Annotated in this window: 18 protein-coding genes, 1 other RNA gene and 1 pseudogene; 1 reads left to right on the plus strand and 19 read right to left on the minus strand. The window is 54.0% G+C overall.

Annotated features, from left to right (window positions below):
- Nucleotides 1-7 precede the first annotated feature (7 nt).
- From purN to H8J70_RS00770, 19 genes and pseudogenes are all read right to left on the minus strand, one after another.
- Nucleotides 8-622, minus strand: coding sequence for a phosphoribosylglycinamide formyltransferase (purN, locus tag H8J70_RS00680; protein WP_186501834.1), 615 nt, complete (start codon nt 620-622; stop codon nt 8-10).
- On the minus strand, nt 615-1,676 hold the full coding sequence (purM, locus tag H8J70_RS00685) for a phosphoribosylformylglycinamidine cyclo-ligase (RefSeq protein WP_186501835.1): 1,062 nt from the start codon (nt 1,674-1,676) through the stop codon (nt 615-617). Before purM ends, purN begins: the two co-directional genes overlap by 8 nt.
- The gene (purF, locus tag H8J70_RS00690) at nt 1,663-3,081 is read right to left on the minus strand and encodes an amidophosphoribosyltransferase (RefSeq protein WP_186501836.1); all 1,419 of its coding nucleotides are present in this window, start codon (nt 3,079-3,081) and stop codon (nt 1,663-1,665) included. The genes purM and purF overlap by 14 nt, the downstream gene beginning before the upstream one ends.
- 135 nt (nt 3,082-3,216) lie before the next feature.
- A pseudogene (gene purE / locus H8J70_RS00695) lies at nt 3,217-3,699 on the minus strand (5-(carboxyamino)imidazole ribonucleotide mutase); the annotation flags it as partial.
- 328 nt (nt 3,700-4,027) lie between these two features.
- Nucleotides 4,028-4,747 carry an amino acid ABC transporter ATP-binding protein gene (locus tag H8J70_RS00700; RefSeq protein WP_186501838.1) on the minus strand — a complete coding sequence of 240 codons (720 nt, stop codon included), beginning with the start codon at nt 4,745-4,747 and terminating at the stop codon, nt 4,028-4,030.
- On the minus strand, nt 4,734-5,399 hold the full coding sequence (locus tag H8J70_RS00705; RefSeq protein WP_186501839.1) for an amino acid ABC transporter permease: 666 nt from the start codon (nt 5,397-5,399) through the stop codon (nt 4,734-4,736). Before H8J70_RS00705 ends, H8J70_RS00700 begins: the two co-directional genes overlap by 14 nt.
- Nucleotides 5,400-5,574: 175 nt before the next feature.
- On the minus strand, nt 5,575-6,537 hold the full coding sequence (gene pfkA, locus H8J70_RS00710) for a 6-phosphofructokinase (protein WP_186501840.1): 963 nt from the start codon (nt 6,535-6,537) through the stop codon (nt 5,575-5,577).
- Entirely contained in the window at nt 6,534-7,094 is a 561-nt protein-coding gene (locus H8J70_RS00715; RefSeq protein ID WP_186501841.1) for a shikimate kinase, read from the minus strand. Before H8J70_RS00715 ends, pfkA begins: the two co-directional genes overlap by 4 nt.
- A 177-nt stretch (nt 7,095-7,271) precedes the next feature.
- The gene (locus H8J70_RS00720) at nt 7,272-8,450 is read right to left on the minus strand and encodes an N-acetylmuramoyl-L-alanine amidase family protein (RefSeq protein ID WP_288298583.1); all 1,179 of its coding nucleotides are present in this window, start codon (nt 8,448-8,450) and stop codon (nt 7,272-7,274) included.
- A 187-nt stretch (nt 8,451-8,637) separates the two neighbouring features.
- Nucleotides 8,638-10,299, minus strand: coding sequence for an NAD(P)H-hydrate dehydratase (locus tag H8J70_RS00725; RefSeq protein WP_186501843.1), 1,662 nt, complete (start codon nt 10,297-10,299; stop codon nt 8,638-8,640).
- A gap of 24 nt (nt 10,300-10,323) precedes the next feature.
- Nucleotides 10,324-11,247: a M23 family metallopeptidase gene (locus tag H8J70_RS00730; protein WP_288200869.1), complete on the minus strand. Its 924-nt coding sequence runs from the start codon at nt 11,245-11,247 to the stop codon at nt 10,324-10,326.
- 89 nt (nt 11,248-11,336) lie between these two features.
- Nucleotides 11,337-11,696, minus strand: a complete 360-nt coding sequence (gene acpS / locus H8J70_RS00735) for a holo-ACP synthase (RefSeq protein ID WP_186501845.1) — start codon at nt 11,694-11,696, stop codon at nt 11,337-11,339.
- Nucleotides 11,697-11,754: 58 nt separating this feature from the next.
- The gene (locus H8J70_RS00740) at nt 11,755-12,054 is read right to left on the minus strand and encodes a hypothetical protein (RefSeq protein WP_186501846.1); all 300 of its coding nucleotides are present in this window, start codon (nt 12,052-12,054) and stop codon (nt 11,755-11,757) included.
- Between the two features lie 7 nt (nt 12,055-12,061).
- Nucleotides 12,062-13,285, minus strand: coding sequence for an aspartate kinase (locus H8J70_RS00745; protein WP_186501847.1), 1,224 nt, complete (start codon nt 13,283-13,285; stop codon nt 12,062-12,064).
- Between the two features lie 202 nt (nt 13,286-13,487).
- An RNA gene (gene rnpB / locus H8J70_RS00750) (RNase P RNA component class A) lies at nt 13,488-13,834 on the minus strand.
- Nucleotides 13,835-13,881: 47 nt separating this feature from the next.
- Complete coding sequence (gene thiE, locus H8J70_RS00755) at nt 13,882-14,544, minus strand: thiamine phosphate synthase (protein ID WP_186501848.1); 663 nt, start codon at nt 14,542-14,544, stop codon at nt 13,882-13,884.
- 21 nt (nt 14,545-14,565) lie between these two features.
- Nucleotides 14,566-15,684 (minus strand): Nif3-like dinuclear metal center hexameric protein, encoded by a 1,119-nt coding sequence (locus tag H8J70_RS00760; protein ID WP_186501849.1) that lies wholly within the window; start codon nt 15,682-15,684, stop codon nt 14,566-14,568.
- Nucleotides 15,660-16,361: a tRNA (adenine(22)-N(1))-methyltransferase gene (locus H8J70_RS00765; RefSeq protein ID WP_222433518.1), complete on the minus strand. Its 702-nt coding sequence runs from the start codon at nt 16,359-16,361 to the stop codon at nt 15,660-15,662. The genes H8J70_RS00760 and H8J70_RS00765 overlap by 25 nt, the downstream gene beginning before the upstream one ends.
- Nucleotides 16,362-16,394: 33 nt before the next feature.
- Nucleotides 16,395-17,225, minus strand: coding sequence for an EFR1 family ferrodoxin (locus H8J70_RS00770; RefSeq protein WP_186501850.1), 831 nt, complete (start codon nt 17,223-17,225; stop codon nt 16,395-16,397).
- Nucleotides 17,226-17,356: 131 nt separating this feature from the next.
- On the opposite strand from H8J70_RS00770, the gene H8J70_RS00775 reads away from it, so the two are divergent.
- The gene (locus H8J70_RS00775; RefSeq protein ID WP_186501851.1) at nt 17,357-18,253 is read left to right on the plus strand and encodes a hypothetical protein; all 897 of its coding nucleotides are present in this window, start codon (nt 17,357-17,359) and stop codon (nt 18,251-18,253) included.
- The last annotated feature ends 225 nt before the right edge of the window (nt 18,254-18,478 follow it).

Consider the following 18,478-nt stretch of genomic DNA (forward strand, 5'->3'; position numbering starts at 1 on the left):
TTCCTCCTTAGTCTTCAGTACCCTTTACCAGGTTGCCTTCAATAGTCAGCTTATCTTCGCAAAAGAGCTCTACAGCACGGACATATGTCGGGTGCTCTTTAGTCAGGATGCGGGCAGCCAGCGTGTCTTCCGTATCCGATTCGTAGACCGGCACGGCTGACTGCAGGATAATCGGGCCGGCATCCATATCGGCTACGACGAAATGCACCGTGCAGCCGGCAATCTTAACTCCCGCTTCTACTGCCTGTCTCTGGGCGTGGAGGCCGCGGAAGCTGGGCAGGAGAGCCGGGTGAATGTTGATGATTTTATGTTCGTAATGGGAAATAAACTTGCCGCTCAAAAGACGCATGAAGCCGGCCAGGCACAGGAGGTCTGCTTCATAAGGCGCAATGGCGTCGAGAATGAACTGTTCAAAGGCATCCTTGCTGTCGAATTGCTTGCGGTCAACGACGATGACGGGAATATCCCAGCTTTTGGCCAGATCGATACAGCCGGCACCGGGAATGTCACAGACGAGGGCCATGATTTCCCCGTTGATCATGCCTTCTACAACGGCGTCATGAATGGCTTCGGCGTTAGAGCCGCGGCCGGAAGCAAAAAGGACGATTTTTTTCTTAGTCATCGAAGGCGCCCCCTTTGAGCGTCACGCGGACGTCACTCTGGACGGTCTTGCCGATGATATAAGCTTTTTCGCCGCGTTCGGACAAGTTGGCCATGATGGCATCTACGTCGTCAGCTTTGACGATGAGGATCATGCCGATACCCATGTTAAACGTACGGTACATTTCTTCTTTGGCTACGTCGCCCCATTTCTGGAGGAGACCAAAGATAGGCAGCTGCGGCCACGTAGTGACGTCGATTTCTACGCCGATACCCTTAGGCAGGACGCGGGGAATATTTTCATAAAAGCCGCCGCCTGTAATGTGGACCATGCCTTTAATGTCGAAGTTGCGGATGAGGGGCAGGCAGGGACGGGGATAGAGGCGCGTCGGCGTGAGCAGGCATTCGCCAATGGTCATGCCCAGTTCGTCCACGTACTGATCGAGCTGCATCTTCTGCCGTTCGAAGACGATCTTGCGGACCAGGGAGAAGCCGTTGGAATGAACGCCTGTAGACGGCAGGCCGATGAGGACGTCGCCGGCACCGATGGTTTCACCGGTAATGACCTTGTCGCGGTCGACGATGCCGACGCCAAAGCCAGCCAGGTCGTAGTCGTCTTTGGCATAGAAGCCGGCCATTTCAGCCGTTTCGCCGCCTAAGAGGGCACAGCCCGATTCTTCACAGGCATGGGCTACGCCTTTGACGATGGTCGCTACCTGGACGGGATCGAGTTTGCCTACGGCAATGTAATCGAGGAAAAAGAGCGGTTCTGCGCCCTGGACGAGGACGTCGTTAATGGACATGGCAACGCAGTCCTGGCCGACCGTGTCGTGCTTGTTCATCATGATAGCCAGGCGCAGCTTCGTGCCAACGCCGTCAGTACCGCTGACGAGGATCGGTTTTTTGATGTTGCTGTTCATGAGCGAAAAGAGGCCGCCAAAGCCGCCGAGGTCGCCAAGTACTTCCGGGCGATACGTGGCTTTTACGGAGTCTTTCATGAGTTCTACGGCTTTATTGCCGGCATCAATATCTACACCAGCGTCGGCGTAAGTGAGTCCTTTTTTATTCGAGAGCATATTTTTCTCCTTCCTCGTTGGTCACAGGTACAGCAGTGGGATAGTCGTTGTTAAAGCAGGCGAGACAGAGGTCTTCGCGGGGAATGTTGGGAATGGCCTTGCAGAGACCGTCGAGACTGATGAAGTGCAGCTTGTCGACACCAATGTATTTGCGGATTTCTTCTACGCTCAGGGCCGAAGCGATGAGTTCCTTGCGGACCGACGTATCGATACCGTAGAAGCACGAATACATAATCGGCGGTGCAGATACGCACATGTAGACTTCCTTAGCACCGGCTTCGCGGAGCATCTTACAGATAATGCCGCTCGTCGTGCCGCGGACGATGGAGTCGTCAACCATGACGATACGCTTGCCCTTGACGACGGATTTGACGACGTTGAGCTTCATGCGTACAGCCAGCTCGCGTTCCTTCTGCGTCGGCTTGATGAACGTACGGCCCATGTAACGGTTCTTGATGAGGCCGTGGTTGAAAGGAATACCCGAGGCCATGGAATAGCCGATGGCAGCTGTTGTGCCGCTGTTGGGGACGGAAATGACGAGGTCCGCATCATACTGCGTTTCGTTCCACATTTCCTTACCCATGTTGAGGCGGGCCTGGTAAATATCCTGGCCGTCGATAACGCTGTCCGGACGGGCAAAGTAAATATATTCAAAGGAGCAGACCTGCTTGCGCTGGGGCTCTGCATACATGATGGATTTCATACCGGCTTCTGTAATATCGACGATTTCACCGGGCTGTACATCGCGGACGTAGGTTGCGCCCAGGGCGTCGAGACCACACGTTTCCGAAGCGAGCACCCAGCCGCCGGTCGTCGTTCTGCCGATGCAGAGGGGACGGAAGCCAAATTTATCGCGCACACCATAGAGATGGTCCTTGGTCATAATGGTAACGGAAAAAGCACCTTCCAAGCGGTTCATGCTTTCCTTGATACGGTCGACTACCGTCGTCTGACGGCTGCGGCTAATGAGGTTGACGATGATTTCCGTATCCATCGTCGTCTGGAAGGTAACGCCGTTGGCGTCGAGTTCTTCCCGCAGTTCGCGCGTGTTCGTCAGGTTGCCGTTGTGTGCCAGGGCAATCTGGCCGAAGGCCGAGTATACGGCGAGAGGCTGAATATTGCGCGGGTTGTTGGACCCGGTCGTCGAATAACGGACGTGGCCAATGCCGATGTGTCCGCCTAAATCGTCAGGCAAGCCTTTTTCAAAGACGGTGCTAATGAGCCCCATGCCGCGATAGGTAAAGATATCGTGGCCGTCTGTAAGGGCAATACCGCCGCTTTCCTGGCCGCGGTGCTGCAAAGCAAACAAGCCCCAATACAAATATCTCGGTATGTCCAGTGTCCGGTCGAGAATACCGATGACACCGCATTCTTCGTGCTGCTTGTCCCAAATCGAGTCGTACATTAGTGGGAACCTCCCTGTTGTGTGAAATCTACGTTTTTAATGGTATTACTTGTTCTTTTCTACGGCGTCGCTGACAGTACGGACGACGGATTCAACAGTGTCCTGTACCTTGTTGTAAACCGACGCGGCCGTATTGAGATGCTGCTGGAGCTTGTCATTCTTTTCCATGACGTCGCGGCTCATCTTTTCGCGGTATGCCTTGTACTTGGCAGCCAGTTCGGGGTCACTCGTAGCGCCGATCTGGACAGCCAGGAGGGCTGCGTTTTTAGCGCCGTTAATGGCAACCGTCGCAACAGGCATGCCTGACGGCATCTGGACGATGGCTAAGAGTGCGTCCATGCCTTTAAGGCTGCCGCTTTCGAGGGGCACGCCGATGACCGGCAATGTCGTAAAGCTGGCGATAACACCGGGCAGATGAGCAGCCATGCCGGCACCGGCAACGATGCAGCTCAAGCCTCTGTCCCGGGCTTTTGAAGCAAATTCCTGGACAGCCGCCGGCGTGCGGTGTGCTGAAGCCAGTAATACTTCGCATTCTACGTCAAAATCATGAAATACTTCCAAGGCTTTTTTCATTACGGGAATATCAGAGTCGCTTCCCATGACCAAACCAACCTTCATAACGGAACCCCTCCTTAGAAAAGAACAAAACCCAAAGGGATACAAGGCCCCCTTTGGGTTTTTCATTTAGACATACGGATAGCACAGACATCTACAAACTGTTTACGACTACGGCCAGCCCATAAACCTGTGAACATTCTGCATCTCCTCATAACTATATCTAAATATAAATACAACATGATTGTAACAAAAAGGCCTGTACGTGTCAATGATGGAAAATTTACAAAGTTTTTTCACAAGGGCCTGTTTCCTTAGGTTCTGACGCTTTATGTGGACAAAAAAAATAAAAACCCTTGCAGCAGCCACTACAAGGGTTTACGTTTTGCTATTAGAGAATCTTCGACAGGAATTCCTTCGTCCGTTCTTCCTGAGGATGGCTGAAGACGTCGTCCGGTTTGCCTTCTTCGACGATGTAGCCGCCATCGACGAAGAGAACCCGGTCGGCTACTTCGCGGGCAAAGCCCATTTCGTGCGTGACGATGGCCATGGCCATGCCGTCCTTAGCCAGGGCTTTGATAACATCCAGTACTTCGCGGACCATTTCCGGGTCAAGCGCCGATGTCGGTTCGTCAAAGAGCATGAATTTCGGTTTCATGGCCAGAGCCCGGGCAATGGCCACACGCTGCTGCTGGCCGCCGGAAAGAGTATTGGGATAGGCATCTTTCTTTTCTTCCAGGCCGACCTTGCGCAGGAGGCTGACAGCCGTTTCTTCAGCTTCCTTACGGCTGATATGACGGGTCTTCATAGGCGACAGCATGATATTTTCCAAGACCGTCATGTGCGGAAACAGGTTGAAGCGCTGGAATACCATGCCGACTTCCATACGGACGGCGTTGATACTCTTGGCGTCGTTCATGCTGATGCCGTCGACGACGATATCGCCGCCTGTAGGCACTTCCAAATAGTTGATGCAGCGCAGGATGGTACTCTTGCCGGAGCCCGACGGGCCGATAATAACAACTACTTCTTTATCCTGAATGGTCAGGTCGATGCCCTTCAGTACCTCGTGCGTCCCAAAGCTTTTCTTTAAGCCTTTAATTTCTATCATCCGTTGCATACCTCTTTTCCAAATAGCTTACGAGCCGGGCAATGCCGAGCGTCATGATCAGATAAATTGCAGCTACTGTGAGCCAGATTTCAAAGGAGCCATAGGTCTTGGCAATGATCAGCTGGCCACGGCGGGTCAATTCTTCAAAGCCGATAACGGAAACCAGGGACGTTTCCTTGGTCATGGAAATGAATTCGTTACCAAGGGGCGGAATGACCTGCTTGAAGGCCTGGGGCAAAATGATGTAGCGCATGGTCTGTCCCCACGAAAGGCCCAGGGAACGGCCGGCTTCCATTTGTCCGCGGTCGACAGACTGAATGCCTGCACGGAAAATTTCCGATACGTAGGCACCACTGTTGATGGAACAGGCACCGACGGCAGCGACGAAGGGGTTGATCCGTTCGCCAATGAGCATAGGCAGGGCGAAATAAATGAGGAAAATCTGTACCAGCATAGGCGTGCCACGAATGACGTTGACGTAGCACACGGCGAGGATATTCAAAACTTTCATATGCGACAGGCGGCAAATACTGGTGATCAAGCCCAGTACCAGGCCGATGCCGACGGACATAGCCGTAATTTCAATGGTTACGGCTGCACCTTGCAGCAATAACGGCAAGGAATTCAGAATCAACTGAAAATCAAAGGTCATGCCAAACACTCCTTTAGATGGCGGTAAAAATAATTTCATCAGTACTTGTCATTATAAGTGTATCAATATTCAATGTCAATGAATGTTAACGAAAAAAACTCTGTGCCGGCAGAGTAAATGACCCCATAAGTGCCGGTACAGAGTTGCTTTTCTTATTATTTTCCTATTTTTTCGCTCAGCGGCCCAGCTGGTGAACCAGACGGTACATGTTTTCGTCCAGGGGGAAATGGTACCGCGGCGCTTCCGTATAGGGCGTAGCCGCAATGGTTTCACCGATCTGGCCGATGACGCAGTTGTACGTCCCCGACAGGAGGCAGTCGATGGCCTTTTCCGAAAAGAGGCTGGCCATGATGGCGTCCCGGGCAGTTGGCGAACCGCCACGCTGGACGTAGCCAAGGACGGTCAGGTTCGGTTCGAGATAGGTGTGTTCCTTTATATAATCATATACATCAGAGCCCTTCATAGCCCCTTCGGCGACGATGACGATACTGCTCATCTTGCCCATGCGGTGCGATTCGTTGAGGTGCATGCACAGGTCTTCCAGGGACACGTCGTGTTCCGGTACGAGGACCGCTTCGGCACCGGCAGCCAGGCCGGCGTGCAAGGCGATGAAGCCGGCGTGACGGCCCATGACTTCGATGACTGCTACGCGGTCGTGGGAATACGCCGTATCGCGAATGCGGTTGACGCACTGCAGGACCGTGTTGACCGTCGTATCAAAGCCAATCGTATATTCTGTGCCATCCATGTCGTTATCGATGGTACCGGGAATGACGATAGTCGGAATGCCCTGCTTGCTCAGCGCCTGGGCACCGCGCATAGAACCGTCGCCGCCGATGACGACGAGGGCGTCAATGTCATTTTCGCGGATATAGGCAGCGGCTTCCTTCTGTGTCTTTTCTTCCATGAATTCCAGGCAGCGTGCCGTGCGCAGCATCGTGCCGCCACGGTGGATAATACCGCCTACATCACGCCGGTCGAGCGGCATGATTTCGTGGCTCAAAAGACCTTCGTAGCCGCGGATGATACCGGTTACGGATAAGCCCTGTTCGATAGCATAACGCGTCACGCCACGAATGGCTGCGTTCATGCCCGGCGCATCACCGCCGCTCGTCAAAACCCCGATTTTTGTAATCATTTTTGCTCAGTCCCCTTTCTTTCCCTCGATGCAAACTGCACCTTGTCGCGTCCGAGCTGACCAATAATGATCTCTACGATTTCTTCGGCACTGTGGTTGGTCGTATCGACGACGTAATCACAGTACGGATAGACGTGCTTCCACTGCTCGTCCATGTGTTGCACGAATTCGTGGAGATGATCGTAATCGACTGTCGGCCGTTTCCCTATGTGACGGCTCACGCGTTCTTCTACGCGAAAGGCAGCCGAACGCAGGGCCACGATGTAGCCATGACGGTGCAAAATACGATACGTATCGATATTCATAGGGAAATTGCCACCAAACGAGATAACCGCTTCGTGATAGCGGCTTACTTGCTGTAAGACATTGATTTCTCTCTCTCGGAAGGCCTTCTCCCCTGCTGTTTCATAAAAGTCCGCAATGGACTGTCCTGTCTGGCGCTCCATACGCCGGTCCGTATCGACAAACTGCCAGCCCAGATGCACAGCGATCTTGCGCCCAATATGACTTTTGCCACTGCCCATCATGCCCACCAGGACAATGTTGCGCTTCATCATAAGTCTATTCCCCTCCTGCAGCAGCTATTCTGCACTTATTCTATTAAAACATTATATCAAAAAACACGTATCATGCATATAATGAATATTAGAAAAAGACAGGCACGTACTCAATTTTACATACGTAAAAACGGCACACACCGTAAAGATGCATGCCGCTTTTACTAATAAAATAGATTAGAGACCGTTGTGATCAAAATAATCAGCCAGGCCTTTGACGATACTTTCAGCAAAATTATCCTGCTGGGTTTCCGTGTTGAGGGCCTTTTCTTCAGCCGGGTTAGAAATGAAGCCCAGTTCCAGGAGCGTAGCCGGCATGTTCGTGTGCAGGAGCACGTAGAAGTTTGCCGTATCGACACCGCGGTCCGGGAAGCTCGTTGCTTTCATGTTCTGCTGGTGAATGTACTTGGCCAGGCCCAAATCGTACTGGGTCTTCGGGTTGTAGTACGCCGTGACACCCATGGCATCAGGCGACGAGAAGGAATCGATGTGAATGCAGACAAAGACGTCGGCCTTGGACGCATTAGCAATGTTGCAACGGGCCTGCAGTTCTTCTACAGCGCCGTCATTCGGTGCATAGACGTCGACGTCGGTCGTACGGGTCATGATGACGTTAGCACCGGCTTCCTGCAAGAGCTGCTGGACCTTCTTGGAAATGGCCAGGGTAATGTTCTTTTCCTGGCTCATAGAACCGATGGCGCCTGTATCGGTGCCGCCGTGGCCCGGGTCAATGCAGATGGTCTTGCCTTTGAGACCTTTCGTCAGGCTGTACGATGCGCTCTTGCCGTACGACGGGATGGTTACCGTAGCCGCACCAACTGCGCTGCCGCTATCCGTCCGGGATTTCCAGGACGTTTTCGTCTGCTGCGAGGGATGAATACCAATGCTCGTGTCGCCCCAATGGCTCCACTGTTTTACTTTGCCTGATTTGTCGTTAATATCGATGACCACGCGGTTATTGGTCTTGGCCTTGGCGTCAGCCGGTAAGGTGAAGACCTTGAGATCATTGGCCGTGATCTTGCGCGGTACCTTGATATTGACATCCGTAGCCGACGACCGCTGAGTGAGCCAAATACGGGAGATGACGTTTTTGTTGGCGTCATACTGTTTTTGAACGTTCTTGTCAATTTTCGTATTGGGCAGGGTAACGGTCACGTATTGGCCGGACTTATCGAGGTACAGCCGCGGTGTCACTTTTTGTGATACATCTACGACAGTACGCACAAAGGGCGTGTTGGCGTCATTACGCGTGGCCACGCGGACGCTCGAAATTTCCGTACTGGCGGCGGCAGCAGAAGCCAGCGGCAGGACACACGCCAGGGCCAGTAACGGTATCATAAGTAATTTTTTGAACACTGTTATCTACTCCTTTTCACTTGAACGTTACTATTATAACATACCTCTCCCTGTAAATTAAGCTTTTTTTCTGTTATGAGCGGGCCGGAACGGTGACAGTTTTGTTACAGCCGTCCACGGGAAACGGACAAAAAAAGACTGCCTGAACAGCTACGTTTCAGACAGTCTGTGAGAAATATATTCAAATTCAGTCTTCCGTTACCAAGGGACGCTGGAGGACCGGCCGTTCCATGTTTTCCTCGAGGCGACGGATGACGCGCGGCACAGCATCAGCTACGTCGACAGGCGAAAAGCCGTACGAGCCGTATTCGTCGTGGCAGTAATCACCGGCGGCGCCGTGCACATAGACGGCTGCACAGGCGGCGCTGCACAGGTCGGGCAGTCCGGCGTGGACGGCAAAGGAAGCGGTCATACCCGTGAGGATATCGCCCATACCGCCGCAGGCCATACCGGCGTTGCCTGTAGGATTGACGTAAGCATGGCAGGTCTTGGCCGAAACGATGACCGTCGGTGCGCCCTTGAGGACCAGGTTGACATGCCACTGGCGGACGAATTCCTTTGCCTTGCCAAGGGGATCCGCCTCAATGTCTGCCATAGAGAACCCGCTCAGGCGGCTGAATTCGGCCAAGTGAGGTGTCAGAATGAGACGGCTGCCATAAGGGGCCAGGAATTCCCGTTCGCCTGTAAGAACGTTGAGAGCGTCTGCATCGAGGACGATAGGACAAGTCGTGCCGGCAATGACGGCCTTGACGAAGGCTTTCGTTTCCTCGTGGACGCCGAGACCAGGGCCCATGGCAATGACCGACCAGCGTTTGGTCCGGCAATCGGCGAGGATTTCTTCGGCATCGGCAGCCGTGAAATGGTCGCCTGTACCGACGCCATGAACCATGGCTTCTATTTCCTTACCGATGCAATAGCCTGCCGTTTCCTTGGGCACGCGCAAAAAGACCTTGCCGGCACCGCTGCGGATAGCGCCGCGGACAGCCATGAGAGCAGCACCGGCCATGTCGCTGCTGCCTGTGACGATAGCTATGGTCCCGTGGGTCCCCTTGTGGGAATCGGGACGGCGCGGTACGAGGACTTCGGCAATATCCTGTTCCATGAGAAGATACGCCGGGTCAGCTTCCTGGGCCTGCAAGAGGGGCCATGGCATGCCGATAGCGTCCAGTTCGATCTGGCCGGCACAGGCCCGGCCGGGATAGAATACGAGGCCCCGTTTGAGAGCGCCAAAGGTGACGGTCAGGTCCGCAAAGAGGGGCCCGTTTTCTTCGTCACTGCCGGCGCCGCTGACAGCACCTGTATCGGCGTTGACGCCGGTTGGAATATCGACCGCAATGACCTGCAGGGAGCCCGTAGCCGCTACGGCGTTGACGATGGCGACGATGCGGCTCATCGGTTCCCGCAAATCACCGTGAAAGCCCGTCCCCAAGAGGGCGTCGATGACGACCTGGCTCGCTTCCAGGCGTTTCGTCAGGAGGCCCCAGTCACAAGGACGGCCTTGGAAAAATTCGAGAATACACAGATCTTCGTCGGCGAGCTGGCGCAGAGTCGTCAAATGATCACACGCTTCCTCGCTGTAGTCTTCGGGCTGGCCCAGGATGTAGACGTAAACCCGGGCGCCGGCCGTCAGGAGCTGGCGGGCGATGACGAAGCCGTCGCCACCGTTATTGCCTTTGCCGCACAGGATGACCACGTCCTTACCGCCCCAGCCGCCAACGAAGGCATCACCCTTTTCGACGACGGCGTGGCCGGCATTTTCCATGAGGATTGCCGGGGCAATGGCGTAGATACCGTGCATAGCCGTTTGATCCATGTGCCGCATCTGGGCGGCTGTGTTAAGTTTCTGCATGTGCTTCCCCTTTTCTCTCTATCCTTATAAGTATAACGTCGGGTCGACGGCTTCACCGTTGACGCGGATTTCAAAGTGTACGTGTGGCCCTGTCGAGTTGCCTGTCGAGCCGGCATAGGCGATGATATCGCCCTGTTTGACCTGGTCACCCTGCTTGACGGCAAGCTTCTGGTTATGGCCGTAGAGGGTCATGAGGCCCTTGCCGTGGTCGATGACGACCGTGTTGCCATAGCCGCTCATCCAGTCTGCTTCGAGGACGACGCCACCCAAGGCAGCCTTGACGGGCGTACCGTAATCGACGCCAATATCGATGCCCGAGTGCAGGATCTGGCGGCCGTAAATGGGATGCATACGGTAGCCGAAGGGCGATGTAATGACGCCCTTGACGGGCCAGATCATTTCCCCTTTGCCGATGACCGGAGTGCCTTTAAAATCCTTATTAATGGCATCGTTGAAGGGCTTGGAAATACTGTCCTTGGCATCGTGCCAATGGTTCCACTGGCGGATCTTGCCGGATTTATCGTTAATATCGATGACCACGCGGTCGACGATATGCTTTTTTTCATTGCCCGGCAGGGTAAAGATTTTGTAGTCCTTTGCTGTGAGCGCCTGCGGTACGTCAATACGCACTTCCGTCCGGGAGCCCCGTTCTTTGATTTCTATTTTGCTGATGACATGGCGGTCCGCCTGGGGCTGCTTGTCTACATCCCGTTCCAGTTCCGTGCCGGGGATGGTGACGATGAGCGTCCGTCTGTCGGCGGAAAGGGTTGCCGTCGGTTTGACAGGCTCTTCCGTTTCTACGACCGTACGGACAAAGGGAACGTCCGCATCATTACGCGTTACGACGCGGACAGCCGTCACGTCTGTGCGCGCCTGAGCCGTTGTCATACCCAGTGGCAAAAAGCCCGAAAGGACGAGGAGCGGCAGTACGAAATATTTCTTATTCACCCTAATTTCTCCTTCAAATGAAGCATACGAAATTGACACATTTAACTTTCTTATTATACCACAAAATCGGCTTTTCATTTAAAGGAGATTCAAGGCCACACGACTTGGGCAATAGCGTAGGCCCCGTCGTGAGCAATGGAAAGAGCCGGCAGGCTGCGCAGCTCGGCGACAGCACAATACGGGCCATGCAGGATAAAGCGGGGCGCACCCAGATCATCATGGGCAACCTCTACGTCTTGCCACTTGCCTTGGCGAAAGCCCGTACCGACAGCCTTCCAAAAAGCTTCCTTGGCGGCGAAAATGCCGGCCAGGGAGGCGTACTTGCCAGGACCGCGGCTTTCACAATAGGCCAGCTCTCCTTCCGTATAAAAACGGCTCAGGGAGTTCCCCCGCGTAACGGCCCAGTTTTCAATGCGTTTAATTTCTACGATGTCAATACCGCAGGTCATAGAATCCCTCCTCTAAAAAAACAGCCGCAATTCCCAAGGGAATCACGGCTGTACGTAGTTACCATTTCTGCATGCGGATACAAATGGCAATGCCTTCGAGCAACGCCTTAAACGTCATGAACGAAACAGTGAGGTCCTCATAAACGGCAGGGGCTACCTTGTAGTGAATGGTTACTTCTTTCTTCTGATAGTCATAGATCAGACCGTGTAAGTTCGATTCAAAGGTATAGGCTGGCGCCGGAATCTTAAATTGCGGCGGCTTCTCCTTCTCCAGGCCCTGCAAAAGGCGTTCGAGAAGAACCCGTTTGGGTACTTCAGGCTGTAACATTTCTTCGACAAAGCTATCCAATACAGACATAGGTGCCTCAGGCTTCGTCAAGGAAATAGGCGTGAATAGCGCGGACGGCTTCTTCTACATGTTCTTCGGCAATGAGGCAGGTAATGCTGATTTCGGACGTAGAAATAATTTCGATATTAATGCCGTGTTCGCCGAGAACACCGAACATGCCCGAGGCAATGCCCGGGTGGCCGGCCATACCGGCACCGACAACGGAAACCTTGGCCATTTTGTCATCGACGAGGATTTCTTCGAGGCCCAGTTCTTCCTTAATCTTGGCCAGGACATCGTTCGTAGCAGCCAATTCATCGCGGGCTACGGTAAAGGTAATATCTGTCACGCCTTCGTTGGCATAGCGTACGCTCTGGACGATCATGTCGACACTGACATTGGCATCGGACAGAGCAGCAAAGATTTTATACGCATTGCCCGGTTTGTTGGGAACGCCAAGTACCGTAATTTTAGCTACATTTTTATCATCGGCTACGCCGCGAATTAAATACTGCTTGATTTCCATGGAATAAGCCTCCTGTATGATAGTACCTTCGTTGTCGGAAAATGTAGAACGCACATGGATTGGCATGTTGAAGCGGCTGCCCATTTCAACTGCCCGGGGCTGCATGACACCCGCACCCAGCTTAGCCATTTCAAGCATTTCCCCATACGTGATTTGGTCCATTTTACGCGCGTTGGGAACGACACGCGGATCGGCTGTATAAATGCCTTCCACGTCCGTATAAATTTCGCACACATCGGCATGGATAGCACCGGCAATGGCAACGGCTGTCGTATCAGAACCGCCGCGGCCCAGCGTCGTAATATCGCCTTCACCGGTAATGCCCTGGAACCCAGCGACGATGACGATGTTGCCTGCATCGAGGGCTTTCAGGATACGGTCAGGCTGAATATCGAGGATCCGGCCTTTATTAAAGGCATCGCTCGTCTTGATGCCGGCCTGGGCACCTGTAAAGGAGATCGACTTGTGTCCTGCTGCCTGGAACGCCATAGCCATGAGGGCGATCGAAACCTGTTCACCCGTCGAAAGGAGCATGTCCATTTCGCGGCCGTACGTTTTCGACGTAATCTGGCTAGCCAATTCGATCAGTTTATCTGTCGATTTACCCATAGCAGATACTACGATAACGATTTTATCATCCGGTTGTGAACCCTGCAAAACCCGCTGCACGATGGAGCGTATTTTGTCCGGCGTGGCAACAGAGCTGCCGCCAAACTTCTTAACAATTAATGCCAACGTATATCCCTCTCTTTTAGAAAAAAGTTGTCTGTAATAACGTTACATTACGACTATCTTATGCAATAATAGCATGCGCAAGGCGCGCTGTAAAGACATTCGCCGTGTATACATAAAAAAATAAGGTCTGCACGGCCCGGGCGGTCTGGCCGCTTCCATAAAAAAGGGATTCCCTTATCGGAAATCCCTGCACGTGCAAAAAACGATGAGTAATCAGTAAGCCGAGTTTTGTTCTGTCCGGAGACAGCGACAATCATCTATCTAGACATACCGTTGCCGGCATGTTCAAGCGACACAACCCGGAAGATCAGCGGGCCGCCTCATCCCTTCCCTATTCGGTCTTGCTCCAGATGGGGTTTACCTAGCCAGCACATTACTGTACTGCTGGTGCGCTCTTACCGCACCGTTCCACCCTTACCGCTTGCGCGGCGGTACACATTTCTGTGGCACTATCCCTAAAGTCACCTTCGCCGGACGTTATCCGGCATCCTGCCCTATGGAGCTCGGACTTTCCTCTGACCTATGGCCAGCGATTGTCATTCATACTCATCTTTTCTAGAATACTATAAATCAGAGATGCCGTCAAGAAAAACTTTTCAGCCTTTATGAGCGGCTTGGGCGATAACCTGACGGATATGCGCTACGGCAGCGGCAATGTCCGGCTGGGAAACGATGGCACTGATCATGGCAAAGGAACGGAAGCCTTCCTTATAGAGCTCAGGAATCGTTTCGGGACCGACGCCGCCAATGCAGGTCAAGGGCATTTGCGTCTGGGCTGTAGCGTAGCCAATGGCTTCGGCCGTGACCAGGTCGTGTGTGTCCTTCTTCGATTCTGTCGGATGCATAGGGCCAAAGCCGACGTAATCGGCGCCATCCCTGATGGCTCCCTGAATATCGGCAATGGTATTGGTGGAAACGCCAATGAACATGTCCGGCCCGGCTAAGCGGCGCACAAAGGTGCACGGCGCATCGTCCTGGCCGACGTGAATACCGGCAGCGCCACAGGCAATTGCCAGATCGGCCGAATCGTTCATAATGAAGACAGCACCGGCAGCGCGGCACAGGTCGGCAATGACCTTGGCTTCGGCGTATTTTTCGCGCCAAGATTTATGTTTTTCCCGATACTGAATGATTTTGACGCCTGCCGCCAGGACCTGCCGGGCCGTTTCTACGTTGCCTCTTCCTAAGGACAGAGCTTCCCCCAAAATAGCGTATACCGGTTCATTTTTGAAAATTTCTACACATTCTTCTCTTGTCATGCAACTCTCTCCTCTTTCCTTCTAGCAATGGCCAAACATATCCTTACTCGTCGGGTCTGCCTGGAAGCAGACCTGCCAGTCCCGTTCCTTCGCGGCTGCCTGCAGGCGCTGGGCCAGGACGGGAATAGAAATGATTTCCGTACCGTAATGACCGCCGTCGGCAATGACCATACCTCGCTTTACGGCATCCTGGGCTTCGTGGTATTTCACGTCGCCCGTAAGATAGAGCTGGGCGCCGGCTGCTGCCGCATCGGCAATGAAGGACGCGCCGGCACCGCCGCAGAGGGCGACCTCTTTGACGACGAGGTCTTCATTGCCGGCATAGGTTAGAATCTGCAGATTTAAGGCCCGTTTGATCTTGCGCAGGACATGGCGTGCCGTTTCCGGCTGGGGCAGCGTACCGATGCGGCCGCAATAGTAAGCCGTCCCTTCGTTGGCTACGGGATAGATATCAAAGGCCGGTTCTTCGTAGGGATGGGCCATTTTCATGGCCGATAAGAGCAAATTCAGGCGGCTCGCCGGAATGATCGTTTCGATGCGTACTTCCGGCGTCTTTTCGAGTTCTCCCACAGTACCGATGAAGGGATGGGTACCGGCGCGCGGCTTGAACTGCCCTTCGCCGGCGACGCTGAACATGCAGTGGCTGTAGCCTCCGATAAAGCCGGCACCGGCATCGCCCATAGCCGTCCGTACAGCTTCCGCGTAATCTGCCGGCACGTAGACGGCAAATTTATAGAGCTGCTCCGTATGGACCGGCACGAGGCCGCGAATGTTCGTCAGGCCGATGGTTTCAGCCAAAATATCGTTTACGCCGCGGGCAGCACTGTCCCAGTTCGTATGCGCGCTGTAGACGGCAATGTTATGGCTCAGGAGCTTTTGGAAAAGCTGGCCGTCGTAACGGTCTGTACGCAGGTTGGCCAGCTTCGAGAAAATAACCGGGTGGTGGCTGATGATCAGGTCGTAGCCCTTTTCGGCCGCAAAGGCAGCTGTTTCCTTGGTTACGTCCAAGGTCACCAGGGCGCGGCGGATTTCCTGCTTCGGGCTGCCTACGAGGAGTCCCGGGTTATCCCATTTTTCCGCCAAATACGGCGGTGCGAAGGATTCCATAACCTTGATTATTTTGCTGAGTTGTATTGACATAGGAGTTCCTCCAATTCGTTGATGTGCCGCTCCAGCAGGGCCAGGCGCTGGCTTTGGTCTTTCTGGCTGCGCAGGAGGCCCGTGCGGACGCGTTCGTCCTTTTGCCGCAGCTCGGCAAGGAGGCGCGGTACGAGTTCATCGTGACGGGCCCAGTTGCACGGGCCGATTTCGCAGAGCCAGCGCGGCGGAACGTCGGCACGGCCGGGACGGGCCAGGATAATTTCGTAGAGGCGGCCGTCTTCTTCGACGAGCCGTTCGTCTTCAATGTGCCAGGCCATATCGTAAATATGGCGGCGCAGGACGGGCACGTCGCTCTGAGGCTGGAAAATGAGAAATTCCAGTTTTTCTACGACGCCAGGCGACTGGCGCAGGAGGTTTTGAATGAGCGGGCCGCCCATGCCACAAAAGAGGGCGCCCGTTACTTCGCCGGGCTGCAGCGTTTCAAGCCCGCTGCCGAGACGGCATTCGATTTTTGCCGTCAAGCCCGACTGGCGTACGTGTTCCTTCGCCGCCGTCAAGGGGCCGGGCACGACGTCTGAAGCAATGGCTTTAGGACAGCGGCCGCTCTCACAGAGGGCAATGGGTATATAGCCGTGGTCTGTACCGATATCGGCAATGACGGCGCCAGGCGGCACCAGCTCTGCTACGGCAGACAAGCGTTTAGTTAAATTGATCAATCTAGGCACATCCTTGTATGATATAGTCTTTTTCTACAGGAACCATTCGTTTTCCTGCCGGGCCTGACAGTGTTCTTCCAAATAGGCCACGTGGGAGAAGAAATCGGCGTCATCAAAGTACTTGGCCCCGTGGGGACAAATAGCGATGCAGGCCTGGCATTTGATGCACGTTCCCGGTACGTTCAGGGGATTACGTCTGTCAATGGCACCCATGGGACAGGCTGTGACGCACAGGCCGCAGCGGTCGCATTGGTCTTCCTCTGTGAGGGGCTTGGCCTTGAGGAAATGAGCCGGCGTACCATCGGCCTTTAAGGGCGTGTAGTACGGTCCTACCGGCGCGTCGCCGCGGATCACCGGGCGCGGACAGGCAGCGGCACTGCGTACAGACTTGATTTTCACGGCCATTTGCCGGGCCATTTCGACAAGCTGTTCCTGGTCGGTTCCATCAGGCCGGTTGGGCATAATGCGCTTGGAAAAAACATGACCGCAGGCACAAGCCGCAGCAGCCGTGACGCAAAAGCCATCGTCTTCGAGGACGTCGCGCAGCTCCGTAAGGGAACTGTCGAAGTTACGGTTGCCAAAGGTCACGACGGCTACAGCCGGCGTCTGGTCGCCGCGAAAACAAGCCTTCAGGTCCGGCAAGAGCTTATTCGGTACGCGGCCGGCGTAGGTCGGTACGGCCAGGAGCACGACGTCAGACGGGGCAAAGCTCATCGTTTCCCGCCGTTTAGCCGGCTTGGTCATATCCATACTAAATGCCGGTACGCCCAGCCGTTCTGCCAGGGCATAGCCCAAGGTTTCAGCCACGCGGCGCGTATGGCCAACGGGACTAAAATATATGATATACACGTTATCAACTTGCATGATCCGGTCACCTGCCTTCTTTTCAGTTCTGTTACAATTTTAGCACATTCCGTGACAGAAGTGGCAAACTTCCCTATAATAAAGATATAAATACGTTACTACTTTTTTTCGATAGAAGGAGGCGCACTCCTATGCATGTACGTAAAACATTACTGGCCCCGCTCGTAGCGGCCCTGCTCTGCACGGCCAGCCTGTCCCTGGCGGCAGACACAGCGCCGGCAACAGCTCCGGCCAAAACGGCACAGACAGCAGCACAAAAGGACGCTGTCAGCCAGGCGCAGAATGAGAAGGTCGTCGATCCGTTAACGGGCCGCGACACGTCGCTCTTGAAGAAATTTTATCTCCTCGACGGCGGCACGTACGACAAGACGACGGGCCTCATCAACAATCTCAACCCGGCCCTGACTGGCCTCGACACCAAACAGGATCCGTATTATCTGCGCGTCAACAAGGAGCTGACCGATAAATACTTCCGCCAGGTCCGGGCCTACAGCACAAAAACACACGAGCTCCTGGGCGATTACTACGTCGCCAAAGACCAAAGCTCGGTCTGGCGTCTCGACGGCAAGGACCCCGGCATGATCTACGGCAGTGCCGAAAATCTCGTCAAAAAGAGCAAGCTCATCGTTTATCCGCGCTACTTGGTCCTCGGTTCCCAAGGCCTGGTGCGCATGGATATCCCCGGCAACGTACCCTATGAAATAGACGCCAAAAGTCTCAATGAAAATATTGCCCGCGTCAAAGACAACGGCGTCATTGAACCGCTGACGACGGGCAAGGCCAATATTCTCGTCGATTACGTCATTGGCGATCAGAAGGGCTCAGCCGTACAGGAAATTTCCGTCATTACCCAGCAGGATATGGAACGCTTGCGGGCTAACGTCTACATGAACGAGGTGTACTGGAACACGATCTGGCGCTATGACCCCTGGCCCTACGGCTGGGGCTTCAGGCCCTATTATCATCACCCGGCACCGCCACCACCGCCGCGTCATCACCCCATGGGGCCACCGCCGCCACGGCGCTGACAAAACAAAGGGAGTGTGACAAAATGCGAAAGCATTTTGTCCACTTCCTTTTTTTCATGCTCTTTTTCCTTTTTTAGAGAATGACCTTTGAAAAATGGGCGCAAAGCCCCTTTCCCCATAAAGCAGTATTTTTACAGTTTATGCGGATTTCTGCAAGCGTAGTTTTTTATTGTGATATTTATAGAGGTTATGTCCGATGGAAACCAGGAAAATCTCTAATCGAAC

It is taken from the genome of Megasphaera hominis (assembly GCF_014269395.1).
In the GTDB taxonomy this organism is placed as follows: domain Bacteria; phylum Bacillota; class Negativicutes; order Veillonellales; family Megasphaeraceae; genus Megasphaera; species Megasphaera hominis.